Origin of the sequence: Stenotrophomonas sp. BIGb0135 (assembly GCF_024810105.1) — a bacterium.
GTDB classification, from domain to species: domain Bacteria; phylum Pseudomonadota; class Gammaproteobacteria; order Xanthomonadales; family Xanthomonadaceae; genus Stenotrophomonas; species Stenotrophomonas maltophilia_AB.
On record NZ_JANUDX010000006.1, the window covers coordinates 153,758 to 178,066 of the forward strand.

Here is a 24,309-nt window from a genome sequence, read left to right on the forward strand (position 1 = left end):
AACGGGGCCGCCACACAGGCGGCCTCTGCACATGGGCCTTCCCGTGGATCCGACGCTCACCTCCCTGCTCGAACGCACCAACCTCGACGAACTGCTGGCGCCGGAAACGCCTGCGCCCGGCGACGGGCCGGTGGACGGTCCCTCGACCCGGCCGCGGCCCCGCACCCCGTCCCGCGGGCCGCAACCGCCCGCCCCCCGGGCCGCCGCCGTCGACTACGAGATCCGCAGCCCGATCGCGCGTGGCTGCATCCTGCTCATGCTGGGCGGCCCGTGCGTCGGCATGGGCTTGCTGCTGATGGAGAAGTGCTGGAGCGGGCCCGTCGAACACCCGGTGTTGTCCATGATGGGGACGGGGGTGGCACTGCTGATGATCGCGGCCGTCCCTTATCGCCTGCTCGGCCGACGCCCGGACACGCCGGTGGCCACGCCCTCACCTGGCAGAAGCGTGCAGGCCCGGCGCCCCTGACGCGGACGATGCGCGCCTCGCATCCGCCCCGTCGGCCACCGGCTGCCAGCCCCCGCCCAGCGCCCGATACAGGTCGACCCGCGCGATCGCCGCCGCGGCCTGGCTGTTGGCCAGCGCAGCCTGGTTGTCCAGCGCAATGCGCTGGGTGCTGAGCACGTCGAGCATGTCCACCACGCCAGCCTGGTACTGGCGTCGCGCCGCGCCCAGTGCGCGCTCGCTCTCCGCCACGGCCTCCTGCAGCGCCGCTCCGCGCTGCTGCTCGGCTGCGTAGCCATCGATCGCATCGTCCACTTCGTGCCAGGCCTGCAGCACCGTGCGCTGGAACTGCATCGCCGCCTGTTGCTGCTGCAGCCGGCTCACGGCGAGGGTGGCCTTCAGGCGACCGCCCTGGAAGAGCGGCAGGCTGATCGCCGGCCCGATGCTGAAACGGTGCGCGTTCCAGCCGTCCAGGGCATCCAGCTGCTGCGACTGGAACCCGGCATCGCCAGTGAGGCTGATGCGCGGCAGGAAGCTGGCCTTGGCCACGCCGATCGCGGCGGTGGCGGCATGCAGCGCCGCCTCGGCGCGGCGGATGTCCGGGCGCCGTTCGGCCAGTTCGCTGGGCAGGCCGGTGGCCATCGCCGGCAGTGCCGGCCAATCGCGGCGGGCGTCGGCGAGCTGGGCGTCGAGCGCGTGCGGCGGCTGGCCCAGCAGCATCGCCAGGGCATTGCGCAGCTGCGCGTCGCGGTGCTGCAACGGCGCCACGCGCGCCTCCAGCGCGGCCACCTGCGCCGCCGCGCTGGCCACCTGCAGCGTACTGGCCACGCCCTGGCGCTGGCGCGCCCCGGTCAGCCGCGCGATGTCGCGCGCAATGCGCAGGTTGTCTTCGGTGATCGCCAGCAACTGGCGGGTGGCACGTAACTGCAGGTAGCTTCGCGCGGTCTCGGCGAGCACCGCGGTCTGCACCGCATGCGCGTCCTCGTCGGCAATCCGCACGCGCGCATCGGCCGCTTCCAGCTGGCGGCGCACGCGGCCCCACAGGTCCAGTTCCCAGCTCAACCCGATTCCGGCCTGGAACAGGCCGTAGTCTTCGCGCCCACCATGGCCGGACGGATCACTCAGCCCCACTTCGCTGTTGCGGGCCCGCACTCCGCTGGCCGTCGCGCCGAGCGCGGGCAGCCGGTCGGCGGCGCTGACGCCACGCGCGGCGCGGCTCTGCTGCACGCGGTTGGCGGCCAACTGGATGTCCAGGTTGGCCAGCCGGGCCTGCACAGCCAAGGCAGCCAATGTTGGATCCTCGAAGCCTGCCCACCATTGCGCGTCGCTGGCGAACGCATCGTGCACCACCGCGACGCCGTCCCACCGTGTGGGCAACGCGGCGGCTGGCCGGACGAAATCCGGCCCGAGCGTGCAGGCCGACAGCGCCACGCACAGCACGCCGAGCGACAGCGCCCGCCACTGCACCGCGCCGGTCACGCCCCTTCTCCCGGCAGGCCGCGGCGGCCACTGTCCAGGTCCACGCTGGCCTCCACCGACATGCCTGCACGCAGCTCGCCGAGCAGCGGCTGGTCCTTGTCCAGCACGATCTTGACCGGAATGCGCTGCACCACCTTGGTGAAATTGCCGGTGGCGTTTTCCGGCGCGACCGCGGCGAAGGTCACCCCGGTGGCCGGGGCGATGCTGTCGATGTGGCCGCGCAACGGCTGCCCGGGAAACACATCCACCTGCAGGGCCACCGCCTGGCCGGCGTGCATGCGGCTCATCTGGGTTTCCTGGAAGTTGGCCACCACGAACGCCTGCTGCAACGGCACCACCGCGAGCACGGCGGTACCCGGGGTGAGGTAGGCGCCGACCCGGATCGCGCGGCGGCCGACCACGCCGTCGATCGGCGCGCGCAGTTCCGTGTGCGACAGGTCCAGCTCGGCCCGCGCCTGGGCGGCTTCGGCGCGCTGTACCGCCGCCTGCGCCGCCTGCACGCCGGCGTCGAGGATGCCGGTGCGCTGGCGTGCGGTAAGCAGTGCCGCGCGTCCCTGCTGCAGGTGCGCGCTGGCCACCGCCTGGTGCGACTGCGCCTGCTGCGCGTTCTGCACGGTGCCGGCGCCATCGCGGGCCAGCGCGCCGTAACGCTGCTGGTCGGCCTGGGCCAGGGTCAGTTCGGATTCGCTGACCGCCAGCGTGGCACGCGCCTGGTCGATCAGCGAGCCCTGCTGGGCCAACGCGGCCTGCGCATTGGCCAGCTGCGCGCGTGCATTGGCCAGGTCCGCGCGCGCGGCGGTCAAGGCGACCTGGTAATCGCGGTCGTCGATGCGCGCCAGCACATCGCCAGCCTTGACCGTCTGGTTGTCGGCCACCCGCACCTCGCTGACGAAGCCGGCCACCTTGGGCGCCACCACGGTGAAGTCGGCGCTGACGTAGGCATTGTTGGTGCGCTGGTGGCGGCCGTCACGCAGCAGCAGCCAGCCGCCGGTGGCAAGCACGACCACGCCCAGGGCGATGATCAGGGGAACGTGTTTTCTGGACTCGGACATGGGGGTTTCCTGGAACTCAGGCCACGGCACGTGGCGGGAAGATGCGGGTGGGCAGCCACGGGATCAGCGCGATCAGCGCGAGCGCGACCATGGCGACCAGCAGGTAAAGATCGGCCGAGGTCAGGGCGACCACCTGGGCATGCAGGCGCGCGCCGAGCGACGGCGCAGCGCCGATGTCCAGTCCCGGCGCGTTGCCCAGGCGGTCCACCAGGACGGTGGAATGGAAGTGGCTGCGCACGGTGGTGGCTGCCTCCAGCACGCCACCGGCCAGCACGGCGGCAAAGCCCTTGACCGTGTTGAACCAGGCCGAGGCGAACGGACCGTCGGCCGGCGCCAGACCGCCGGTGGCGAGCATCAGCAAGGGCAGCACAGCCATGGGCTGGGCGAAGATCTGCACCAGTTGCATCACGATGAAGTTGTCGCGGTTCCACTCGGTGGTGAGCTGCGCCCCCATCCAGCAGGCCAGCCCCAGCATCGCCAGGCCGATGGCCTGCACCCAGCGCGCATCGACCCGGCGCTGGTTGAGCAGGGTGGCCACCAGTGGCAGCGCCAGCAGCTGCGGGATGGCCACCCACAACAACAGCGGTGCGGTCTGCAGCGGTCGGTAGCCGTGCACCTTGGCCAGGAAGCTGGAGGGAATCAGGATCACCGCGAGCAGCACGAACAGCACGCCGCCCAGGGTGATGAGCGCGTAGCTCAGGTTGCGGTTGGCCAACAGTTGCAGCTTGAAGAACGGCAACGGGTGCGACCATTCGTTGTACAGGAACAGCACCAGCAACCCGCTGCCGCCGCCCAGCAACATGCAGATCAGCGGCGAGGCGAACCAGTCCAGCCGCGGCCCCTGGACCAGGCCGAGCACCAGCATCACCAGTGCCGGCAGGCCAAGCGCCAGGCCCAGCCCGTTGAACTGGGCCAGGCGCTCCAGCCGCAGCGGATCCTGCGGCAGTCCCCACGCCACCATGGCGATCGCCGCCGCGCACCACGGCACGATCTGCCAGAAGGCCCACTGCCAGCCCACGTACTCCACCCACAGGGCGGCCATCGGCGTGCCCAGGCTCGGGCCGAACGTAGCGGTCAGCGCATAGCCGGCCAGCCCGTACAGCTTGATGCCCGGCGGCAGGAAGCGCAGCGCCACGCTCATCAGCAGTGGCGGCAGCGCGCCCCCGGCCAGGCCCTGCAGCGCACGCAGGATCAGGAACGACGGCAGGTCCGGCGCCAGCGGGCACAGCATGCCCAGCAGCATGAAGGCGGCGATCATGCACACCGCGAAACGGCGCAGCGAGAAGGTCACCGCGCACCAGGGCGCGAAGGCCATCGCACTGACCGACATCGCCGTGTACAGCGCTACGATCCAGCTGCCGTCATCGACGCTGAAGCCCATCGCGCCGCGGATATCGGCCAGCGCCACCTTGGTGACGTTTTCGTTGATGCCGGAGATCAATACCGCCAGCAGCACGCCGCACAGGCCAACGCCCAGGCGCACGCCGAACAGCGCCTGCACAGGCGCGGCGGGCGCGGGCGCGGGCGGCGGCAGGGTCGCGGCGATCGACGCGGCGGCCGGCGTACTCATCGGGCATCACCGGCCGTGGGGCGGTGCACGGAAAACAACAGGGACATCGCATCCACTCCGGGACAGGGAGCGGCAGTCTAGGCAGCGCCGATGCTGCGAAAAATGCTGTGTCGACCAATCCTGGAATGCGTCAGGCGCACGCCTGAAGTCGCCCCCGGGAGCGCGGTCGATCGTGCTCAGATGCCCGCGAGGCTGGACTCCCCGTCGCACATCGCCTTGATGCTGCGCCGCAGCCAACGATGCGCCAGATCGCTGTCCAACCGTGGATGCCATGCCTGTACGACAACCACGCTGCGCACCGGGATGGGCAACGCGAACAGGCGCAGCGGCACGCCCAGCCGCTCCAGCCGGCCCAGCATCACGCTGGGCATCTGCGGCAGGATCAAATCCGAATCGGCGGCGGCGAAGATCGCCGAGTGGAAGGTCGGCATGATCTGCGCCACCCGCCGGCCCAGGCCGAGCGCGGCCAGCTCCTCGTCGATGGGGCCGTGCGACACCCCGCGGCGGGACACCGCGATGTGGTGGAACGCAGCGAAGCGCTCGGCGCTGATCTCCTCGGCGAAGATCGGGTGGCCGTCGCGCGCGGCGCCCAGGAACGAGGTACTGAACAGGTTCTGCACCTTGGTGTCGGCGCTATGCCGGCCGGCGGTGCTGATGTGCAGATCGATGCGCCCCTGCTGCATCGCGTCGTCGTCACCGTCGCCCTCGGGCACGAAGCGCAACACCGCACACGGCGCCTGGGTCTGGAACAGCTCACGCATGCGCCCGCCGTAGGTGCCGATGAACACATCGTTGGCGCGGATGCTGAAGGTGCGCTCGAGGGTGAGCATGTCGACCGCGCGGCCGGCGTTGAACACGAGGTGGGCCTGCTCGATCACCTCGCGCACCTGTTCGCGCAGTTGCAACGCGCGCGGAGTGGGCGCCAGCCCGCGCCCGGAGCGCACCAGCACCGGGTCACCGACCGCCTCGCGGATGCGGCCCAGGGTGCGGCTCATCGCCGGCGCGCTCAGGTTCATCCGCCGCGCCGCGCCAACCACGCTGCACTCCTCGATCAACACGTCCAGGGCGAGCAGCAGGTTCAGGTCAGGCATGGCGGCGGCAGGTCAGGGCGGGAAGGCATCCACTTTACGGCATGCCAAATCCGCCACCCGTGCGTTTCACGCAACCCATGCCTGCGGCGCACGGCATGGGTGCGGTGCTGGCTTTGCGCCACCATCGGCCTCCCCCCTGGCGAGACGCCCATGTTCCAGACCCTCCTGGTCGCCCTCGATGGCGGCCCCCAGCACGCCCAGGTGCTGGCCCTGGCCGCCTCGCTGGCGACCCCGCGCACCCGCCTGCACCTGGTCTGCGTGCTCGACCCGGCCTATGCGCTGGACGATGACGCCCCACGCAACGATCGCCGTGAATACCCCGCCGCCGAGGACCAGCGCCACCAGGCCCGGCGCCTGTTGGACAGTGCCCTGGCGCAGCTGCGCGAACAGGGCGTGGACGGCGTGGCCAGCCACCCGGCGGGCGAGCCGGCGCAGGTGCTGTGCGACTACGCACGCGCACACCATTGCGATCTCATTGTCATCGGCCACCGGCATCTTTCCGGCATGGAACGGCTGTTCGAGCGTTCCGTCGGCCGCTGGACCATCGACCACGCGCCCTGCCCGGTGCTGGTGGAAGTTCGTGACGCCGCCCCCTGACCCTTCTGCAGGCCCGCCATGCCCTATCGCTCCCCCACCTCGCCCACGCGGGTGAGTTATCACGCCATCGGCCGCCGCTGCAACCTGGTCGAGCAACGCCTGCTGTGCGCGCTGCGCCGTGTCGGCGATCCGGCCACCCGCGTCGAGGCCGTCGCGCTGCTCGATGGCCTGGGACTGGACGCCGATGGCACCCGTGCCTTCACCGAGCTGGTGCCCCTGCTGCCGACCGGCCAGGCACCGATCGACCTGTTACAACCGGGTTCGCCATTCATCGGTGCCACCGAACTGGACCTGCTTGCCTGCGTGCACCGGTTGTCGCAATGGCGGCGTCCGCAGCCGCGCGTGGACCGCGACACGGCCGAGGTCACCGCCCTGCGCAGCCAACTGGCACGCTGCGCGCGCAGTGCCCGCGATGCACGCCTCGGCCTGCGCCTGACCGCGCTGTCGCCGGTGGGACTGCGCCTGCTTGATCCATCGGCGTGGGTACGCACCTGACTGGATCGCCAGCTGCTGCGCAGGCAGCATCGCGCCGCATTGGCCCCCACCCAGGTGCTGGCCAGGCGTCGCGGGGCAGCCGCCGTGGACCCCGGGCTGCCCGACCAGAACGACGACACCGCGCAACCGCTCAGGTGGGGCGGGCAGCATGGGCCATGGCATCGGGCGGGTGGCCTTCAACCACGCGATTGCGGCCGGCGTGCTTGGCCTCGTACAGCGCCACGTCCGTTGCGGCCAGCAGCGACCCCGGATCGGCGAGGCCGACCTGGCCGACCCATGCCACGCCGATGCTGACGGTCACGCCGATCTGGCTGACCGCATCGGGCGCGGCCAGGCGCAGGCGCTCCACCGCGCGGCGCATCGTCTCGGCCAGCGCCAGCACGCCCTCGCGCGAGGTGGACGGCACGACGACGGCAAATTCCTCGCCGCCATAGCGGGCCACCACGTCGGTGCCGCGGGTGGCGCAACCGGCCAGCGCGGTGGCGACCGCACGCAGGCAGGCATCCCCCAGCGGGTGGCCGAAGCGGTCGTTGAACTGCTTGAAGTGGTCGATGTCCACCATCAACAACCCCATGCCCTGCCCGCTGCGCCGCGCCCGGCTCCACTCGGCCTGCAGCACCTGGTCGAACTGGCGGCGGTTGGCCACCCCGGTCAGGCCATCCACCCGCGCCAGCACGTCCAGCTGGTCCTGGCGCTCCATCGCGCGCACCTGCATGACCACCCCGCGCAGGCCGGAGCCCAGCGTGGCCATCGCGAACCCGACCACCGCCAACCCTGCGTGCGTGTCCACCATCAGCGCCGAGACCACCAGCAACGCGGCCGGCAGGATCAACGGACTGCCCGCGCGCACCGCCAGGGCCAGCCGGCGCGGCGAGGTGTCGGCGCGTTCCGGATCGCCACGCAGCGCCATCCCCGCCAGCAGCAGGAACGGTGCATCGATCAGCACGTCGGTGGGCCCACCGTAGCTGGCCTCGGTGGCCACGTGGTTGATGTACAAGGCCATCAGCATGTACAGCCACGCGTAGATCGCCAGCGTGCGGAAAAATACGCGCCGCGCGGCATCCCCGCTGGCCAGGTAACGCACCAGCGCGAACACCGCGATGAACAGGTTCTCGATGTCGAACATCAGGCGCAGGTTGTCCACGCCCGGCGCCGGCGCGTCGCTCAGGGTGGCGAAGGAAAAGGTGTGCACGAAGAACAGGTAGCCCAGCAGCAGGGCCAGCGCACCATCGATGACGATCAGGTACCACGGCTCGTGGCGCGGATGGGCCATCGCGAGGGTGAGCGGCACCCCGTACAACACGTACAGCAGCATGCTCGCCCCGGGCGTGGCATCGGCGTTGCCCAGGCCGATCTCCTGGTACATGTTCAGCGCCATGCCGCCGGCCCATAGCAGCATGCCCAGCGCCAGCGACAGCCAGCCCACCCGCATGTCGCTGCGCCACGCCCGCCGCGCGCAGGCCAGCGCTGCCAGCAGCGGTGCGCCGACCAGGAACGAGAACGAGACCGCCTGCGCGTGGCCAGGCAACAGCACCAGGGCCACTCCGTGGCACAGCATGTACAACGCCGCCAAACCTGCCGCCATGCGATCCCCTGTCCGGATGCGGTGTCGGCCCACCCTACCGCATTTGTGGAGCGGCGCCGATCCGCGATGTGATGCGCTTCACAACCTGTGCACGACAGGACACTCAGCTGCGCGTCAGCGATTTCACGGCCCGCGTGCAGGCCGCTGCGGCAAGGTGCAGGCGACCCTGTAGTGGAGCCTTCGATGCCCTTGCGCCCGCGTGCCACCCTTTCGCTTCTCGTCCTTGCCCTGGCCAGCGCGGTGCCCGCGCTTGCCCAGCAGCCGGCCACCTTGCCGGCCCCGATCGCCGAATCCAGCGCGCCCTCCACCGGGCCGCGCTCTGACTTCCACGCGCAGGTGTTGCTGGACCGGGCGCATTTCTCGCCGGGCCAGATCGACGCGCTGCCCGGCTCCAACCAGAAGCGCGCGGTGGCCGGCTTCCAGGCCGCGCGCGGGCTCAAGGTGACCGGTGAACTGGACGATGCCACCTGGCAGGCGCTGCAGCCGGAGGCCACCCCGGCGCTGGCGCGCTACACCCTCACCGCCGAGGACGTGGCTGGCCCGTTCCAGCCGGTGCCGAAGAAACCGGCCGACCAGGCCAAGCTGAAGGCGCTGTGCTTCGCCTCGGTGGAGGAAGCACTGGGCGAGCGTTTCCACGCCTCGCCGGACCTGCTGCGCGCCCTCAATCCCGGCGTGGACCTGGGCAAGGCCGGCAGCGAAATCCAGGTGCCCAACATCGCCGCGGCCACGTTGCCGAAGGCGGCCAAGCTGGTCATCGACAAGTCCGATTCGACGCTGCGCCTGTATGACGCGCAGGGCAAGGTGTATGCGCAGTTCCCGGTGTCCTCGGGCAGCAAGCACGACCCGTTGCCGATCGGCCAGTGGAAGATCCTCGGCATCTCGCGCGACCCCACCTTCCACTACAACCCCAAGCTGTTCTGGGACGCGAGCAAGAAGGAAAGCAAAGCGCTACTGCCGCCCGGCCCGAACAACCCGGTCGGGCGGGTCTGGATCGATATTTTCAAGCCGCACTATGGGCTGCACGGCACACCCGAGCCGGGCCACGTGGGCAAGACCGAATCGCACGGCTGCGTGCGCATGACCAATTGGGATGCACTGCTGGTGGCCGACGCGGTGGACGCCTCGGTACCGGTGGTCATGCAGGAGTGAGCCGATGAGCCTGCCAAAGCTGCTTGCATTGGGACTGGTGATCGGCGTGGTCGGCTGGTGGTGGCTGGGCCCGCGCGCGCCCTCGCCGGGACTGGCGGCGCCCGCTGCCAGCGCCCTGCCCGCCGCCGCACGCGCCGAGCCTGCCGCGCTCACCGCACCGGCGCGTGCGTTGCCGGCAGCGATGGCCGGCACGACGCCGGCACCGACGGCACCCGCGCCCGCTGCACCGTTGGCGGCCCCGGCCGGCAGCCCTGGTGGCGCAGGCACGCTGCTGCTACCGGTGCAGGGCATCGGCGCCGCGCAGCTGCAGGACACCTTCACCGACGCCCGCAGCGAGGGTCGGGTGCACGATGCGATCGACATCCTCGCGCCTGCCGGCACCCCGGTGCTGGCGGTGGCCGACGGCACCATCGAGAAGCTGTTCGACAGCGACCGCGGCGGCCTGACCGTCTACCAGTTCGAACCCGGCGGCCGCTACTGCTACTACTACGCCCACCTCGAGCGCTACGCGGACGGGCTGGCCGAGAAGCAGGCGGTCACCCGCGGCCAGGTCATCGGCTACGTAGGCAGCACCGGCAATGCCAGCCCCCAGGCCCCGCACCTGCACTTCGAGATCCACCGGCTGGGGCCGGAAAAGCAGTGGTGGAAGGGCGAATCGCTCAACCCCTACCCGGTTCTGCGCGGGGATCAGGGGCTGCCGTAAGCCGCCCCGGGCCACGCCTGAACCGCTTGAACGGGCCGCCGATGGCCGGCCCGCCCCGAAGATGCGAAAATCCCTTCCCCTTCCAGGCGGGCGCATCGGCGCCGGCCGCATTCCCGAGATTCCGTGAAGACCCCCCAAGGACTGCAGGCGCTGATCGACGACGGCGTGATCGATGAAGTAATGCGCCCGCTCAAGAGCGGCAAGGAAGCGGCCGTGTACGTGGTGCGCAGCGGCGACGACGTGCGCTGCGCCAAGGTCTACAAGGACATGGCCCAGCGCAGCTTCCAGCAGCGCGTGCAGTACCAGGAGGGCCGCAAGGTGCGCGGCAGCCGCGAGGCGCGTGCCGTGGGCAAGGCCAGCAAGTACGGGCGCAAGCAGCAGGAAACCGCCTGGAAGAACACCGAGGTGGACGCGCTGTACCAGCTGCGCGACGCCGGCGTGCGCGTGCCCGAGCCGTACGGTTACTACCATGGCGTGCTGGTGATGGAACTGGTCACCGACGCCGACGGCTTCTCCGCTGCGCGGCTGGGCGAAGTGGAACTAGAGCCTGACCAGGCCCGGGAGTTCCACCAGACCCTGGTCCGCCAGGTGGTGCGCATGCTCTGCTGCGGCCTGATCCACGGCGACCTCTCGCCGTACAACGTGCTGGTGGGCCCGGATGGCCCGGTGGTGATCGACTTCCCGCAGGTGGTCAGTGCCGGCGGCAACAATGCCGCACGCAGCATGCTGCTGCGCGACGTCAACAACCTCACCGCCTACCTCGGCCGTTTCGCCCCGGAGTTGCTGGACAGTTGGTACGGCGAGGAGATGTGGGCGCTGTTCGAAGCGGGTGAGCTGTTGCCCGACAGCGCGCTGACCGGCACCTTCGTGCACGACGAATCGACCATCGACCTGGACAGCGTGCGCCACGCGATCAACGATGCGCGCGAAGAAGCGCTGATCCGCCAGCAGGGCCGCGAGGCGGCCGAAGAAGAAGACGCGTAGATCCACGCCATGCGTGGATGAAACGCCCAGGATCGGCCCCACGCCCGCGCAGCCACCCGGCATGGCGGCAGCCACCCATGGGGTGGCTCTACGCGCTATCCGTTGTGTTGATCCACGCGATGCGTGGCTTTGTCGCGGATTCGGCATGGCGGCAGCCACCCATGGGGTGGCTCTACGCGTGATCCGCTGGGTTGATCCACGGGATGCGTGGTGGTTGGTTGCGTAGATCCACGCCATGCGTGGATGAAACGCCCGGGATCGGTCCCGCGCCCGGGCAGCCATCCGGCATGGCGCCAGCCACCCATCGGGTGGCTCTACGCGTGATCCGTTGGGTTGATCCGCACGCGATGCGTGGCTGCGTCGCGGTTCGGCATGGCGCCAGCCACCCATGGGGTGGCTCTACGCGTGGTCCGTTGGGTTGATCCACGGGATGCGTGGTGGTTGGTTGCGTAGATCCACGCCATGCGTGGATGAAACGCCCGGGATCGGTCCCGCGCCCGAGCAGCCATCCGGCATGGCGCTAGCCACCCATGGGGTGGCTCTACGCGTGATCCGTTGGGTGATCCGCACGCGATGCGTGGCTGTGTCGCGGTTCGGCATGGCGCTAGCCACCCATGGGGTGGCTCTACGCGTGCTCCGTTGGGTTGATCCGCACGCGATGCGTGGCTGTGTCGCGGATTCGGCATGGCGGCAGCCACCCATGGGGTGGCTCTACGCGTGATCCGTTGGGTTGATCCACGGGATGCGTGGCGGCTGGTTGCGTAGATCCACGCCATGCGTGGATGAAACGCCCGGGATCGGTCCCGCGCCCGGGCAGCCATCCGTTGGGTGGCGTTTACGCGTGCAGCGCCTTGGCGTGGTGCGCGATGTGGTCGCCGATGAAGCTGCTGATGAAGTAGTAGCTGTGATCGTACCCGGGCTGCAGGCGCAACTGCAGCGGGTGGCCGGCGGCGGTGCAGGCGGCCTGCAGCCACTGCGGCTGCAGCTGGGTGTCCAGGAATTCGTCGCCACCGCCCTGGTCCACCAGCAGCGGCAGCTTCTCTTCGGCCGTGGCCACCAGTTCGCTGGCATCCCACGCCGCCCAGCGGCTGCGGTCTTCGCCCAGGTACGCGGTGAACGCCTTCTGGCCCCACGGCACGCGGGTCGGTGCGACGATCGGCGAGAACGCCGAGACGCTGCGGTAGCGGCCCGGGTTCTTCAGCGCGATCACCAAGGCGCCGTGGCCGCCCATCGAATGCCCGCTGATGCTGCGCGCACCGCTTGCCGGCAGGTGGGCTTCCACCAGCGCCGGCAGTTCGTCCACGATGTAGTCGTACATGCGGTAGTGCGCGGCCCACGGCTGCTCGGTAGCGTTGAGGTAAAAACCTGCGCCCTTGCCCAGGTCGTAGCCTTCGGCGTCGGCGACGTCGTCACCACGCGGGCTGGTATCCGGCGCTACCAGGATCACCCCATGCTCGGCGGCGTAGCGCTGCGCGCCGGACTTGGTGATGAAGTTCTGCTCGGTGCAGGTCAGCCCGCTCAGCCAGTACAGCACCGGCAGCTTCTGCGAGGCGGCCTGCGGTGGCAGGTACACCGCCACCTTCATGTCACAGCCCAGCACCTGCGAGCGGTGCTGGTAGACGTCCTGCCAACCGCCGAAGGCGGCGCGATGTTCGATGCGTTCCATGGGAGTTCCTTCAGGGGCGGCCGCGCGCAGGCGCGCCGCCGGTAGTGATGTCATGGTCCAGTTCCGCCAGCAGGTGCAACAAGGGCTCGCAGTCGTCCCGGCCGTCCAGGTTGCGTCGCGCCACCACCGCCACCTGGCTCTGCGGCGGCCATTGCCCGTCGCGGCGCGCTTCGTGCAGCCGCGGCAGGAAGACCTGCACCAGCCAATGCTCGAACGGCATCTCATCGATACCGAACGGTGAATCGACGTGACGGGGTGGGCCGACCGGGCCCTGCAACCAGCCGAGCGCACGCAATGCCTGCTCGATCTGGTCGACCAGGGCATCACGCGCCGGCACGGCCGGACGCGTCCAGAGGTCGGTCAGTCGCATGTGCGGCTCAGTAATGCACCACCGAGCGGATCGACTTGCCTTCATGCATCAGCTCGAAGGCCTCGTTGATCTGCTCCAGGTCCATGGTGTGGGTGACGAAGGGGGCCAGTTCGATGTCGCCCTTCATGGCGTCTTCGACCATGCCCGGCAACTGGCTGCGGCCCTTCACGCCGCCGAACGCGGTGCCCTTCCACGAGCGGCCGGTGACCAGCTGGAACGGACGGGTCGAGATTTCCTGGCCCGAGCCGGCCACGCCGATGATCACCGACTGGCCCCAGCCACGGTGCGCGCATTCCAGCGCGGCACGCATCACGTTGACGTTGCCGATGCACTCGAAAGTATGGTCCACGCCCCAGGTGGTCATCTCCACGATCACCTGCTGGATGGGCTTGTCGTAATCCCTGGGGTTGATGCAGTCGGTGGCACCGAACTGCCGGGCCAGGTCGAACTTGGACGGGTTGGTGTCGATGGCGAAGATGCGCCCGGCCTTGGCCTGGCGCGCACCCTGGATCACCGCCAGGCCGATGCCGCCCAGACCGAACACGGCCACCGAATCGCCTTCCTGCACCTTGGCGGTGTTGTGCACCGCGCCGATGCCGGTGGTGACGCCGCAGCCCAGCAGGCACACGTGCTCCGGGTTCGCCTCGGGGTTGATCTTCGCCAGCGAGACCTCGGCCACCACGGTGTATTCGCTGAAGGTCGAGCAGCCCATGTAGTGGTAGATCGGCTCGCCGTTGTAGCTGAAGCGGGTGGTGCCATCGGGCATCACACCCTTGCCCTGGGTGGCGCGCACGGCCACGCACAGGTTGGTCTTGCCCGACGTACAGAACAGGCATTCGCCGCACTCGGCGGTGTACAGCGGAATGACGTGGTCGCCCGGGGCGACGCTGGTGACGCCCTCGCCCACTTCCACCACGATGCCGGCGCCTTCATGGCCCAGCACCGCCGGGAACAGGCCTTCCGGATCATCGCCGGACAGGGTGAACGCATCGGTATGGCAGACACCGGTATGGGTGATCTTGACCAGCACTTCGCCCTTCTTCGGCGGGGCGACGTCGATCTCGACGATCTTCAACGGCTGGCCGGGACCAAACGCTACAGCGGCACGGGATTTCATCGGGGATTCTCCAAGGCAAGGGACGAGACGGGGTCGCGCGCGGTCACCCGCGCGCTTATTTCAGGTAGGAACGGATCAGCGCGCTCATGTCGCGCACACGCTCGGCGCGCTGCGCATCGGACTGCGCCGGCTGGCCGAATTCTTCTCGCAGGTGGGCTTCCATCACCTCGGACATCAGCCCGTTGACCGCCCCGCGGATGGCGGCGATCTGCTGCAGCACCGGCGCGCATTCGGCACCGCCCTCCAGCGCCCGGTCCAGGGCGTCGCACTGGCCGCGGATACGGCGGACGCGGGCCAGGACCTTCTTCTTTTCTTCAGGGGAGTGCGGCATGGGCCGAGGACCGGTGAACTATACTGGGGGATAGTATACACATGGCGCCGGACCCAGCGTCATGCCCCCTCCGCGAACGGGCGCCATGGCCCGATCCCACTTCTGGGCGCTTGTCGCGCCGGCGCGCCACCGTGCCGCCATGCCTCTGGAGCGCCCGACGCTGCTGGAGGCGCTGGTCCGCGCCATCCTGCGCTGGTGCGGGCATTTCCAGCGCCATCCCCCCCCTCTCCTGCCGGAGCAGCTGTGGGCCGCCGCGTCTGTGATCCATGACGGGTGCAGCGAGGATGGTTCCGACTGCTTTCGCGGCGGGTGGACCGGGTGCGAAGCAGCATGCCTGCGCGACGCACTGCGCGATCCGGATTCACGTTGCGCGCACCCGCGCGTCCCGGCCTCTGCACAAGGCGGCGGCGAGAACATGTATTTGCAACGGTTTGCATGGCGCTTTCCCAGCATTTGCATATCACCCGGAGCGCTACACCCCTAGAGTTCGCGGCCTCACGCACCTGTGCCGCCCAATGACCTCGCCCACGCCGCTCCCGCTGCACCTGCTTTCCCTCGCCATCGCCGCCGCACTGGCCTGCAGCACGCCCAGTGCGCTTGCCCAACGCGCGGGGCCCGTTGTCGCCGACGGCACCCACGAGGAACCTGCCCCCGGTGACTACAGCACGTCCCACGATGGCCCTGCAGGCTACGTCTTTCATGCCCTGAACGGCGGCACCCTCCGGGCCACCGGCGCGGTCGCGGTGAGCGCGAACGGCCATGACACATCCGCCGTGCTCGCTGAAACCAACGGGACAGTGGCCTTCCAGGGCGGCAGCATCACCACGCGGGGCGACAACGCCATCGGCGTATCGGTCGCATCCGGCGGGCACGTCGAGCTGCTGGCCGATGGCGCCGGGCAAGGGCTGACCCTGTCCACCAGCGGCGTCCGCAGTCATGCCACCCGGGTAGCGGGCGGTACGTTGCTCCTGCGCGGTGCCACCATCGACGTCAGCGGCCCTCAGTCCTACGCCCTGTTCGCCCTGTCCGGCGGCCATATCGACGGCGATGGTTTGACGATCAACGCACAGGCGTTCGGCGTGACCGGCGCGCTGATCGCGTCCGGGGGAGGACTGACGTTGTCCAACAGTTCCATCGAAGCACTCGACGAGGAGAGCACAGGCGTTTTCGGCGCCGGGGCCATCACCCTGCGCAATACGGATGTGCGGGTCTCCGGTGTTTCTTCGACTGCCGTGTCGATGACGGGAGGCACGCTCCGGGTCGAGGACGGCGTGATACAGGCCGACCACCCACAAAGCAGCACCGTCCATCTGTTGAACGGCAACCAGGTGGACATGATCGGCACGCGGATCAACGCCGGCCGGATCGGGCTCAACATCGACGGCCTCGGAAATGATGTCCGCTTGACCGACGTGGATATTCATACGGTCGGGGCGGGGGGCATGGGTGTCTGGCTGCTCAAGGACTCCAGCCTGGCCATGCGTGGCGGCAGCATCATCACCGACGCCACCGACGGCGTGGCCGTCGACAACCGCGCCGGCAGGGTCAGTCTGGACGGCGTGCACGTGACTACTGCCGGCGCGGCCGCACACGCGATGAGTTCGACGTTCAGCGCCAACGCCGCGCTGCTGGAGGCCGACCGTACCCAGGTGCTCACCGACGGCGATGGCGCCATCGGTGCCCTCGCCCGCGCCGGCGGCAGCACCCACCTGCGCGACAGCACCATCGCGACCACCGGTGCCAACAGCTACGGCGTGCTGAGCGGCGGCACCGGCGTGATGACCCTGCGCGCGACCGATGTCACCACCCGCGGCCAGGGGGCCGCCGCTGCCGTGGTCAATGCCGATGGCAGCCTGGACATCGACGGCGGCACGCTGATGAGCGAGCGCGCCGAAGCGCTGTGGGTGCGCGCGGCGCGCCACGTGGCCGCCCGCAATGGCGCCCGCTTGATCGGTGGCAACGGGGCCCTGATGCACGTCGATGCCACGTTCGCCACCCCGCTCGATGTCACCCTGGACCAGGACGTGATCGCCCTCGGCAACATCGCGATCACCCCGGCCGATGTCGCCGCCGGTATTCCCGTCCAGGCCGACATTCGGGTCCACCTCAACGGCCGTTCGCACTGGCGCGGCGCCAGCAGCGTGGTCAACCAGGTCACGCTCGGCGATGCCAGCCGCTGGACGCTGACCGGGGATTCCCGCGTCGGCCAGCTCACGCTGCGCGACAGCACGCTGGCCTTGTCCGCGGTCGGCGCCAGCGGCTTCAATCGCTTCACCGTGGACGGCGATGTCGACACCGACAATGCGCTGCTGATCTTCAACGGCGCGCTGGCCGGCGATGCGTCGCCCGTCGATACCCTGCACGTGCGCGGCGACACCCGCGGCACGGCCGCCATCCAGGTCAACAACGTGCACGGCTTGGGCGCGCAGACCGTGGACGGCATCGCGTTGATCCAGGTCGATGGCGCGTCCACCGCGGTGTACCAGTTGCGCGGTCGCGCCGTCGCGGGCCAGTACGACTACTTCCTGCATAAGGGCGGGGTGACCACGCCCGGCGACGGCGGCTGGTACCTGCGCTCGGCGCTGGCGACCACGCCGGACCCATGCGAGGTCGATCCCGAGGGTCCGGGCTGCGTCACCCCACCCGATCCCTGCGCCAGCGACCCGACCGGCCCCGGCTGCATCGTCATCCCGCCAGACCCCTGCGAGGCCGATCCGAACGGGCCCGGCTGCGCCGTCCCCCCGCCCACGCCCTGCGCGACCGATCCCGGCGGTCCCGGCTGCGTGCCGCCGCCCATCCCGTGCGAGGCCGACACGACCGACACCTGCCACCGCCCGCGACCGCCACAGGTGCTACGCCCCGAGGCCGGTGCCTACCTGGCCAACCAGGCAGCCGCCGTGGCGATGTTCCAGCACCGCCTGCACGACCGCGATGGCGGCCGCGCCAACGGCGAAGCACGCGACGCCGGTTGGCTACGCGTGAACCGCACCCAGACCCGCCAGGATATTGGCGGCCAGCTGGCCCTGACGGGCCGGGCATCCAGTGCGATGAGCGGCGTGGACGTGCTGCAATGGGGCGGCGCCAGCGCAGGCCGCCTCGGCCTTCTGCTGGCTACCGGCAGGACCGTCACCGAGGTTCGCTCGCGGCGCAGCGGTTACACCGCCACCGGCACGGTGACGGGCACGGCGCTGGGCGCATACGCCAGCTGGATGCAGCACCCCGGTGGCGAAGACGGCGCCTACGTGGACGGCGGGCTGCACCACGGCCGCTACCGCACCAGCGTGCAGGGCATCGGCCTGGCCAGGGAGCGCCAGGACGCGCGCAGCACTGCCGCGTCGCTGGAAACCGGCTACGCCTGGTCGCTTCGCCTGGGTGACGCCGCCACCCTGCAGGTCCAGCCCCAGCTGCAGCTGAGCTACGCTGACTACCGCGCCGATCGCGTGGTCGAGCACAACGGCACGCAGGTCGCCGCGGATGCGGCGGGCGGGCTGTCGTCGCGGCTGGGCATGCGGGTAACGGGCGCGGTACGCACGGAGGAGCGTCACGTGCAGCCGTTCGTGTCCGCCCACTGGCTGCGCGCATCCGGCCGCAACCGTGTCTGGCTGGACGACAGCCGGATCGAGGGCGCCGTGCCGGCCACCCGCTACGAACTGCGCGGCGGCGCCGTGCTGCAGCTGGGCACGCGCTGGTCGGCGTGGGGCGACCTCGGCCTGCAGCGCGGCGACAATGCCTACCGCAGCGTCTCGGCGCAGATGGGGCTCAACGCCCGCTGGTAGTCTCGCCGAGGTTTGCACGGCACGCGGCCACTACAGGTCCGCCTGGCCGATCAACCAGCCGAGCACCTCCGAATGGAGCTGTGCGGCCTGCGTCCCCGGTCGCCACGCTTCAGAGACCGTGGTGCATGTCCGCCACCTCCCGATACTGGAACGCGCCCCTGGATCGCTTCACGTCCTCGGCCAGCCGCCTGGCCGAGGACACCGGCACCGAGCGGTCGCACTCGCCATGGACCACCCGCAGGGGCGCCTCCAGGTCGCGGAGGACGTGGGCGTCCACCGCATCCAGGCGACTGGCCCATGCCGCCGCCACGGCGTCGGTCACCCTGCGCTACGAATAACCCGCCTCGGCTTGCGCCACCTCCCCGTGCATCGGGATCACGCCCGGCGTGCTGCTGCATGACAAGACCCTGCGCCCGCCCCACCCACTACGCTGGCGGACTGACCGCGTCATCGTTCGGGCGGTCCGCCCGGCTCAGTCGAATGCGCCCGCATCGGCCAACCGCGTCAGTTCATCCACCACGTAACGCACCTTCGGCCGCAGATGGCGCGTCTGCGGCCACAACGCGTGGATCTCCACGTGATGCTGCATGCACTGCCCCAGCACCTGCTGCAGCGCGCCCGTCTGCAGGTGCTGTTTGACCAGGAAGTGCGGCATCTGGCAGATGCCCAGCCCGGCCAGGGCGGCCTCGATCACGGCATCGCCATCGTTGAGCTGGTGGGTGCCACTGGGGATGAAGCGCGCCTGCGCATCGTCCTCGCCGATCCGCCACGCCACCGGCTGGCCGTAGCGGTAGCCGACGATGCTGCGGTGGGCATGCAGCTCGTCGACAGTGACGGGGGTGCCGTGCGTGTCCAGGTAGGCCGGCGATGCGCAGGTGATCAGTCGCTGGCAGCCCAGCCGTCGCGCGACGAGGTGCTGGGCCTGGTCCAGCCCACCGAAGCGGATCAACAGGTCGATGCCTTCCTCGAGCGGGTCCACGAAGTGGTCGGTGAAGGTCATGGTGAGCTGCAGTTCGGGGTGGTCGGCGCAGATGCGCAACAACACCGGCAGGATCATCAACCGCCCGAAGGAGGACGGCATGTCGATGCGCAGGCGGCCTGCAGGCAGATGCGACGCCGAGCCCAGACACGCCTCGGCCGAGGCGATCTCTTCCAGCGCGGTGGCGCAGGAGGCGAAGTAGGCCTGGCCATCGGCAGTCAGGGAAATGCGCCGGGTGGTGCGATGGAACAGCCGCACGCCCAGCCGCTCTTCCAGCCGCGCGATCGCCTTGCCGACCGCAGAGCGCGATATCCCCAGGGTCTGGGCCGCTTCGGTGAACGTCCCCGAGCGCGCGGTGGTGACGAAGGTGGCCAGCCCGTTCAACGATTCCACTGGCAGCATTGTCGCGCTCCATTGGGGACAGAATGTCCCGCTTGCCGGGAAATTGAAGGCCTTTATGCGCCTCCAGGTCAACCTTATCTTGAACGGGTCGCGCCGCTGGCGCTCCCTTCCCCACGAGTTCCGCCTTATGACCGCCCTGCTCTTCCAGCCCTATGACCTCGCCGGCACGCCGCTGCGCAACCGCATCGCCATGGCCCCGATGACCCGCGCCCGCAACCCCGGCAGCGTGGCCAACGACCTCACCGCGGCGTACTACCGGCAACGCGCCAGTGCCGGGCTGATCATCAGCGAAGGCACCCCGGTGTCGGCGCAGGGCCAGGGCTACATCGACGTGCCGGGCATCTGGTCGGCCGAACAGGTGGCCGGCTGGAAGCAGGTCACCACGGCCGTGCATGCCGAACGCGGCGTCATCTTCGCCCAGCTCTGGCACGTGGGCCGCATGTCGCATGCCTCGCTGCAGCCCGACGGCGGCCAGCCGGTCAGCGCCGGAACGCGTCCGGTGGCGAGCAACCCGAAGAGCCGTGCGTTCGTGTACCTCGAAGACGGCAGCCGTGGGCAGGCCGATCCGACCCCGCCGCGCGCCCTGCGCAGCGACGAAATGCCCGGCATCGTCGACGACTTCGCGCGCGCGGCCGACAACGCGATCGCCGCCGGTTTCGACGGCATCGAACTGCATGCGGCCAACGGCTACCTGTTCGAACAGTTCCTCAACCCGGTGACCAATGACCGCACCGATGGCTACGGCGGCACGCTGCAGAACCGCGCGCGCCTCATCCTGGAGACCGTCGATGCGATGGCTGCGCGGATCGGGTCGCACCGCGTGGGCGTGCGGCTGGCACCGAACAACCTGCAGTTCGACATGCCCGAGTACGTCGGCAACGAAGCGGCGTACCTGTATCTGGCACAGGAACTGGGCAAGCGCGGGCTGGCCTATGTGCACCTCAACGACAACCATGCGCGCGGTGTGTCGGTGCTGAGCGAAGCGTTCCTGCGCACCTTCAAGCAGAGCTACGGTGGCACCCTGATCCTGGCCGGCAGCCTCACCCGCGCGCGGGCGCTGCAGTTGGTGGACGACGGCATCATCGACCTGGCCGCGTTCGGCCAGCCGTTCATCGCCAACCCGGACCTGGTGGCGCGACTGGAGCGCGACGTGGCACTGGCCGTGCCGGACCGGGCGACGTATTACGGTGGCGGGGCGGAGGGCTATACCGACTACCCGGCGGCCAGCTGATCCCGGGCGGCGGCGGCCGGGGATCGTGCCGGTCGCCGCTGCCGGTTCGGTGGCTGCATGCAGCCCCCATGGGGCGGCGTTACCCCGCCGGTCTACCGCAACATCAGGCCCCGCCACGGGTTGGGCACGTCGCCCATCAAGGCCACCACCGCGCGATCCAACTGCCCGGTGGCGGCCAGGCCGGCCACCGGGTGCGCGTGCAGGTGCGGCGGCAATGGCGGCGGCAACCGCCCGGCGTCCAGCGCCAGCAGGTGGTCGGCCAGCTGGCGGAAATCCGCGTCGCTCAGTGCGTCAGGCGCCGGCATGCATCACCGTCATGCCGGCACGTAGTTGAAGCGGGTATCGATCCCGTCAAAGCCGATGCTGCGCTGGATCAGCGCGGCCGCGGCGTCCTCACCCACGCCGCCGGCGTGGATCGCAGGATCGGCGTACAACGCGTCCAGCGCCTGCACCTGCGCCGCGCGCAGATAGGGGCGATGCGACTCCAGCCAACGCTGCAGGTTGTCGGCCACCTCACCCTCTTCCAGCAGGCTGTCGCCGAGGTCGGCCACCGCGTCGACCATCATCCGGAAGATGAAATCCTGCAGGTTGGCCGCCAGCACGTCCACGCGGTCGTCGTCGTGCCAGAGCAGCACCACGCGCGGCTCGTCCGGTGCATTCGGATCGGGCCAGAAGCAGTAGTAGTCGCCCGCACCGGTACTGCCGAAGGGCAACAGCTGCAGGCCCTCGCGCAGGCGCACGTGGCTGTCTTCATCGGTGAACTGTTCGGCGTGGCCCACGATATCGGCCGGCGCGATCAGCTCGAACTCGCGCGCATACAACAGCAGGGGCGGGCGGGCGCGCAGCGTGGGATACACGCTAGTGACCCAGCCATGGCAGAGCGCGCCCCAGTCCAGCATGTGGTCGCGATGCAACTGGTGGTAAAGCGCGGGAAACCGCTGACCAAGCTGCTGTTCAATGTCGCCGGGTGTGGCTGCGGTCATGGGCCGATGCATCCGATGCGGCGGGCAAGCGTGCCATCACTGGTGCGACCACGGCAACCGCCGCGCGCCTCACACCGTCGCCCGCACCATGTCCACGAAGGCGCGCAACGCCGAGGACATCTGGCGCTGGCGCGGGTAATACAGCACGAAGCCGGGGAACGGCTCGGCCCAGTCCTCCAGCACCGCCACCAGGCGGCCATCGTCCAGGTACGGGCGCGCCGAATCCTCCAGCACGTAGGCCAGGCCGAGGCCGTCGATCACGGCCTGCAGGATGGTGTGCTGGTCGCCCAGGGTGAGCCGGCCGGGTACGTCCACTTCCAGCTCCTGGCCGTCGCGCTCGAACTGCCACTTGTAGAGGTGGCCGCTGGCGAAGCGGAAGCGCACGCATTCGTGCTGGGCCAGTTCGCGCGGGTGGCGCGGTGCCGGCCGGCGCGCGAGGTAGGCCGGCGCGCCGACGATCAGCCCGCGCAGGGGCGGGCCCAGCGGCACCGCCACCATGTCCTCGGGCACCGACTCGTGCAGGCGCACGCCAGCATCGAAGCCGCTGGCGACGATATCCACCAGGCCATCGTCCTGCGCCAGTTCGATGCGCACGTCCGGGTGGGCCTGCAGGAAGCGCGCCAGGCGTGGGCCCATCTGGGTCTGCACGGCGGCGCGGGTGGCATTGATGCGCAGCAGTCCGGCCGGCGCGGCGCGGAAGTGGTTCATCTCCTCCAATGCGTCGTGCACCTGTTCCAGCGCCGGTTGCAGGCGCTCGAGCAGGCGCTGGCCGGCCTCGGTGAGCGCCACGCTGCGCGTGGTGCGGTGGAACAGGCCCACGCCCAGCCGTTCTTCCAGCGCGCGGATGGCATAGCTCACCGCGGACGTCGACAGGGCCAGCTCGGCACCGGCGCGGCGGAAGTTGCGGTGCCGGGCCACGGCGGCGAACGCGGCCAGGTGGGTCAGGTTGTCAGTGGCCACGATTGTGCAGTCTGCCTTGATGAATCATGCCGATATATTGACTGTATACGCACAGGATGCGGGCGTATTGTAAAGCGCCTTTCTACAAAACCCGCCAAGGATTCCTCATGTCCCTCGCCCATGGTTACGCCGTCCACGACCAGACCGCGCCGTTGGTGCCGTTCTCCTTCGAGCGCCGCCCGGTCGCCGCCGGCGACGTCCGCATCCAGATCCTGTACAGCGGCATCTGCCATTCCGACCTGCACCAGGCCCGCGACGACTGGGGCAATTCCAAGTTCCCGATGGTGCCCGGCCACGAGATCATCGGCCGGGTGACCGAAGTCGGTGCCGGTGTCACCGGCTTCAAGGTCGGCGATTTCGCCGGCGTCGGCTGCATGGTCGATTCCTGCCGCCATTGCGCGGCCTGCGATGAAGACCTGGAGCAGTACTGCGAGAAGGGTGCCAGTTACACCTACAACAGCACCGAGCGCGACGGCCAGCCGACCTTCGGCGGTTACTCGGACCACATCGTGGTCGAGCAGCGTTTCGTGGTGAAGGTGTCCGAGAAGCTGGACCTGAAGGCCGCCGCGCCGCTGCTGTGCGCCGGCATCACAACCTACTCGCCGCTTCGCCACTGGAAGGTGGGCCCCGGCCAGAAGGTCGGCATCATCGGCCTGGGTGGCCTGGGCCACATGGGCGTGAAGTTCGCCAAGGCGATGGGCGCCACCGTGGTGATGATCACCACCACCCCGGAAAAGGGTGCCGATGCCAAGCGCCTGGGCGCCGATGAAGTGCTGGTCTCGCGCGATCCGGCGCAGATGCAGGCGCATGCGGGCAGCTTCGATTTCCTGCTCAACACCATCCCGGTCAGCCACGACACCAACCCGTACATGGGCCTGCTCAAGCGCGACGCCACCATGTGCCTGGTCGGCGTGCTGACCGAGCTGGACCCGCCGCTGATGGGCGCTGCGATGATGTTCGGCCGCAAGCACATCACCGGTTCGGCGATTGGTGGCATGGCGGAAACGCAGGAGATGATGGACTTCTGTGCCGAGCACAACATCGTCAGCGACGTGGAAGTGATCGACATCAAGACCGTCAACGAAGCCTGGGAGCGCATGGCGAAGAATGACGTCCGCTACCGCTTCGTGATCGACATGGCCACGCTGGAAAAGGCGGCCTGATCCTTCCGCACTGGCATGAAGAAAACCCCGGCACTGCCGGGGTTTTTTTATTCTTCGGCCAATGCCGGGAAGCGTCTTGTTCCAAGGGCCGCAGCAGATCGGTCCGACGGTGTGCCGTGGTTGGATAGTCCGACGTTGTGTGGATTTAACAGCGTCTTCGATCGTGTCCGTCTTGCGCGTCAGG

The 24,309-nt window shown here is 69.6% G+C and carries 23 protein-coding genes; 10 read left to right on the plus strand and 13 right to left on the minus strand.

The annotated features are described in order from the left end of the window. Positions 1-31: 31 nt before the first annotated feature. The gene (locus tag M2421_RS13870) at positions 32-466 is read left to right on the plus strand and encodes a hypothetical protein (protein ID WP_259207667.1); all 435 of its coding nucleotides are present in this window, start codon (positions 32-34) and stop codon (positions 464-466) included. Here the strand turns inward: M2421_RS13870 and M2421_RS13875 are convergent. From M2421_RS13875 to M2421_RS13890, 4 genes are all read right to left on the minus strand, one after another. Then, complete coding sequence (locus M2421_RS13875; protein ID WP_259207669.1) at positions 431-1,921, minus strand: efflux transporter outer membrane subunit; 1,491 nt, start codon at positions 1,919-1,921, stop codon at positions 431-433. The genes M2421_RS13870 and M2421_RS13875 overlap by 36 nt on opposite strands. After that, positions 1,918-2,973 carry an HlyD family secretion protein gene (locus M2421_RS13880; protein WP_259207671.1) on the minus strand — a complete coding sequence of 352 codons (1,056 nt, stop codon included), beginning with the start codon at positions 2,971-2,973 and terminating at the stop codon, positions 1,918-1,920. The genes M2421_RS13875 and M2421_RS13880 overlap by 4 nt, the downstream gene beginning before the upstream one ends. 16 nt (positions 2,974-2,989) lie before the next feature. Next, positions 2,990-4,543, minus strand: a complete 1,554-nt coding sequence (locus M2421_RS13885; protein ID WP_259207672.1) for an MFS transporter — start codon at positions 4,541-4,543, stop codon at positions 2,990-2,992. A 176-nt stretch (positions 4,544-4,719) separates the two neighbouring features. Next, positions 4,720-5,634: a LysR family transcriptional regulator gene (locus tag M2421_RS13890; protein ID WP_259207674.1), complete on the minus strand. Its 915-nt coding sequence runs from the start codon at positions 5,632-5,634 to the stop codon at positions 4,720-4,722. 150 nt (positions 5,635-5,784) lie between these two features. On the opposite strand from M2421_RS13890, the gene M2421_RS13895 reads away from it, so the two are divergent. Together M2421_RS13895 and M2421_RS13900 are read left to right on the plus strand one after the other, a co-directional pair. Beyond that, positions 5,785-6,231 carry a universal stress protein gene (locus M2421_RS13895; protein ID WP_259207676.1) on the plus strand — a complete coding sequence of 149 codons (447 nt, stop codon included), beginning with the start codon at positions 5,785-5,787 and terminating at the stop codon, positions 6,229-6,231. Between the two features lie 18 nt (positions 6,232-6,249). Then, the gene (locus M2421_RS13900; protein WP_259207677.1) at positions 6,250-6,726 is read left to right on the plus strand and encodes a hypothetical protein; all 477 of its coding nucleotides are present in this window, start codon (positions 6,250-6,252) and stop codon (positions 6,724-6,726) included. Positions 6,727-6,856: 130 nt separating this feature from the next. On the opposite strand, the gene M2421_RS13905 is transcribed toward M2421_RS13900, so the two are convergent. Next, positions 6,857-8,311: a GGDEF domain-containing protein gene (locus tag M2421_RS13905; RefSeq protein WP_259207679.1), complete on the minus strand. Its 1,455-nt coding sequence runs from the start codon at positions 8,309-8,311 to the stop codon at positions 6,857-6,859. Positions 8,312-8,494: 183 nt separating this feature from the next. Between M2421_RS13905 and M2421_RS13910 the strand changes: the two genes are divergently transcribed. The 3 genes from M2421_RS13910 to M2421_RS13920 all read left to right on the plus strand — a co-directional run bounded on the left by M2421_RS13910 (position 8,495) and on the right by M2421_RS13920 (position 11,147). After that, the gene (locus M2421_RS13910; protein WP_259207682.1) at positions 8,495-9,460 is read left to right on the plus strand and encodes a L,D-transpeptidase; all 966 of its coding nucleotides are present in this window, start codon (positions 8,495-8,497) and stop codon (positions 9,458-9,460) included. 4 nt (positions 9,461-9,464) lie between these two features. Next, positions 9,465-10,163 (plus strand): M23 family metallopeptidase, encoded by a 699-nt coding sequence (locus M2421_RS13915; RefSeq protein ID WP_259207685.1) that lies wholly within the window; start codon positions 9,465-9,467, stop codon positions 10,161-10,163. Between the two features lie 123 nt (positions 10,164-10,286). Further along, positions 10,287-11,147 (plus strand): PA4780 family RIO1-like protein kinase, encoded by an 861-nt coding sequence (locus M2421_RS13920; protein ID WP_259207686.1) that lies wholly within the window; start codon positions 10,287-10,289, stop codon positions 11,145-11,147. Between the two features lie 835 nt (positions 11,148-11,982). Here the strand turns inward: M2421_RS13920 and fghA are convergent. From fghA to frmR, 4 genes are read right to left on the minus strand one after another with little or no spacing between them, the layout of a single operon-like run. Next, on the minus strand, positions 11,983-12,813 hold the full coding sequence (gene fghA, locus M2421_RS13925; RefSeq protein WP_259207688.1) for an S-formylglutathione hydrolase: 831 nt from the start codon (positions 12,811-12,813) through the stop codon (positions 11,983-11,985). A gap of 10 nt (positions 12,814-12,823) precedes the next feature. After that, positions 12,824-13,183, minus strand: coding sequence for a YqcC family protein (locus M2421_RS13930; RefSeq protein WP_259207689.1), 360 nt, complete (start codon positions 13,181-13,183; stop codon positions 12,824-12,826). 7 nt (positions 13,184-13,190) lie between these two features. Then, a complete protein-coding gene (locus M2421_RS13935) occupies positions 13,191-14,300 on the minus strand; it encodes an S-(hydroxymethyl)glutathione dehydrogenase/class III alcohol dehydrogenase (RefSeq protein WP_259207691.1) in 1,110 nt (369 codons plus the stop codon). Between the two features lie 55 nt (positions 14,301-14,355). Then, entirely contained in the window at positions 14,356-14,631 is a 276-nt protein-coding gene (gene frmR / locus M2421_RS13940; protein WP_256777333.1) for a formaldehyde-responsive transcriptional repressor FrmR, read from the minus strand. A gap of 515 nt (positions 14,632-15,146) precedes the next feature. On the opposite strand from frmR, the gene M2421_RS13945 reads away from it, so the two are divergent. Together M2421_RS13945 and M2421_RS13950 are read left to right on the plus strand one after the other, a co-directional pair. After that, positions 15,147-18,407 (plus strand): autotransporter outer membrane beta-barrel domain-containing protein, encoded by a 3,261-nt coding sequence (locus tag M2421_RS13945; RefSeq protein WP_259207696.1) that lies wholly within the window; start codon positions 15,147-15,149, stop codon positions 18,405-18,407. A gap of 125 nt (positions 18,408-18,532) precedes the next feature. Further along, the gene (locus M2421_RS13950) at positions 18,533-18,745 is read left to right on the plus strand and encodes a hypothetical protein (protein ID WP_259207697.1); all 213 of its coding nucleotides are present in this window, start codon (positions 18,533-18,535) and stop codon (positions 18,743-18,745) included. A gap of 134 nt (positions 18,746-18,879) precedes the next feature. Here M2421_RS13950 and M2421_RS13955 read toward each other — a convergent pair whose 3' ends face one another. Beyond that, positions 18,880-19,788, minus strand: coding sequence for a LysR family transcriptional regulator (locus M2421_RS13955; RefSeq protein ID WP_259207699.1), 909 nt, complete (start codon positions 19,786-19,788; stop codon positions 18,880-18,882). A gap of 127 nt (positions 19,789-19,915) precedes the next feature. Between M2421_RS13955 and M2421_RS13960 the strand changes: the two genes are divergently transcribed. After that, positions 19,916-21,019 carry an alkene reductase gene (locus M2421_RS13960; protein WP_259207700.1) on the plus strand — a complete coding sequence of 368 codons (1,104 nt, stop codon included), beginning with the start codon at positions 19,916-19,918 and terminating at the stop codon, positions 21,017-21,019. 92 nt (positions 21,020-21,111) lie between these two features. Here the strand turns inward: M2421_RS13960 and M2421_RS13965 are convergent, their stop codons facing one another. From M2421_RS13965 to M2421_RS13975, 3 genes are all read right to left on the minus strand, one after another. Next, entirely contained in the window at positions 21,112-21,324 is a 213-nt protein-coding gene (locus M2421_RS13965; RefSeq protein WP_259207702.1) for a hypothetical protein, read from the minus strand. A 9-nt stretch (positions 21,325-21,333) separates the two neighbouring features. Next, positions 21,334-22,002 (minus strand): SMI1/KNR4 family protein, encoded by a 669-nt coding sequence (locus tag M2421_RS13970; RefSeq protein ID WP_259207704.1) that lies wholly within the window; start codon positions 22,000-22,002, stop codon positions 21,334-21,336. A 69-nt stretch (positions 22,003-22,071) separates the two neighbouring features. After that, positions 22,072-22,962, minus strand: a complete 891-nt coding sequence (locus tag M2421_RS13975) for a LysR family transcriptional regulator (protein WP_259207705.1) — start codon at positions 22,960-22,962, stop codon at positions 22,072-22,074. Between the two features lie 107 nt (positions 22,963-23,069). On the opposite strand from M2421_RS13975, the gene M2421_RS13980 reads away from it, so the two are divergent. Beyond that, positions 23,070-24,125, plus strand: a complete 1,056-nt coding sequence (locus tag M2421_RS13980) for an NAD(P)-dependent alcohol dehydrogenase (RefSeq protein WP_259207707.1) — start codon at positions 23,070-23,072, stop codon at positions 24,123-24,125. The last annotated feature ends 184 nt before the right edge of the window (positions 24,126-24,309 follow it).

Coding starts and splice junctions, on each gene's coding strand:
- M2421_RS13870 (WP_259207667.1), top strand. CDS start 32: ATGGGCCTTCCCGTGGATCCGACGCTCACCTCCCTGCTCGAACGCACC.
- M2421_RS13880 (WP_259207671.1), bottom strand. CDS start 2,973: ATGTCCGAGTCCAGAAAACACGTTCCCCTGATCATCGCCCTGGGCGTG.
- M2421_RS13885 (WP_259207672.1), bottom strand. CDS start 4,543: ATGAGTACGCCGGCCGCCGCGTCGATCGCCGCGACCCTGCCGCCGCCC.
- M2421_RS13890 (WP_259207674.1), bottom strand. CDS start 5,634: ATGCCTGACCTGAACCTGCTGCTCGCCCTGGACGTGTTGATCGAGGAG.
- M2421_RS13895 (WP_259207676.1), top strand. CDS start 5,785: ATGTTCCAGACCCTCCTGGTCGCCCTCGATGGCGGCCCCCAGCACGCC.
- M2421_RS13900 (WP_259207677.1), top strand. CDS start 6,250: ATGCCCTATCGCTCCCCCACCTCGCCCACGCGGGTGAGTTATCACGCC.
- M2421_RS13905 (WP_259207679.1), bottom strand. CDS start 8,311: ATGGCGGCAGGTTTGGCGGCGTTGTACATGCTGTGCCACGGAGTGGCC.
- M2421_RS13910 (WP_259207682.1), top strand. CDS start 8,495: ATGCCCTTGCGCCCGCGTGCCACCCTTTCGCTTCTCGTCCTTGCCCTG.
- M2421_RS13915 (WP_259207685.1), top strand. CDS start 9,465: ATGAGCCTGCCAAAGCTGCTTGCATTGGGACTGGTGATCGGCGTGGTC.
- fghA (WP_259207688.1), bottom strand. CDS start 12,813: ATGGAACGCATCGAACATCGCGCCGCCTTCGGCGGTTGGCAGGACGTC.
- M2421_RS13930 (WP_259207689.1), bottom strand. CDS start 13,183: ATGCGACTGACCGACCTCTGGACGCGTCCGGCCGTGCCGGCGCGTGAT.
- M2421_RS13935 (WP_259207691.1), bottom strand. CDS start 14,300: ATGAAATCCCGTGCCGCTGTAGCGTTTGGTCCCGGCCAGCCGTTGAAG.
- frmR (WP_256777333.1), bottom strand. CDS start 14,631: ATGCCGCACTCCCCTGAAGAAAAGAAGAAGGTCCTGGCCCGCGTCCGC.
- M2421_RS13945 (WP_259207696.1), top strand. CDS start 15,147: ATGACCTCGCCCACGCCGCTCCCGCTGCACCTGCTTTCCCTCGCCATC.
- M2421_RS13950 (WP_259207697.1), top strand. CDS start 18,533: ATGTCCGCCACCTCCCGATACTGGAACGCGCCCCTGGATCGCTTCACG.
- M2421_RS13955 (WP_259207699.1), bottom strand. CDS start 19,788: ATGCTGCCAGTGGAATCGTTGAACGGGCTGGCCACCTTCGTCACCACC.
- M2421_RS13960 (WP_259207700.1), top strand. CDS start 19,916: ATGACCGCCCTGCTCTTCCAGCCCTATGACCTCGCCGGCACGCCGCTG.
- M2421_RS13965 (WP_259207702.1), bottom strand. CDS start 21,324: ATGCCGGCGCCTGACGCACTGAGCGACGCGGATTTCCGCCAGCTGGCC.
- M2421_RS13970 (WP_259207704.1), bottom strand. CDS start 22,002: ATGACCGCAGCCACACCCGGCGACATTGAACAGCAGCTTGGTCAGCGG.
- M2421_RS13980 (WP_259207707.1), top strand. CDS start 23,070: ATGTCCCTCGCCCATGGTTACGCCGTCCACGACCAGACCGCGCCGTTG.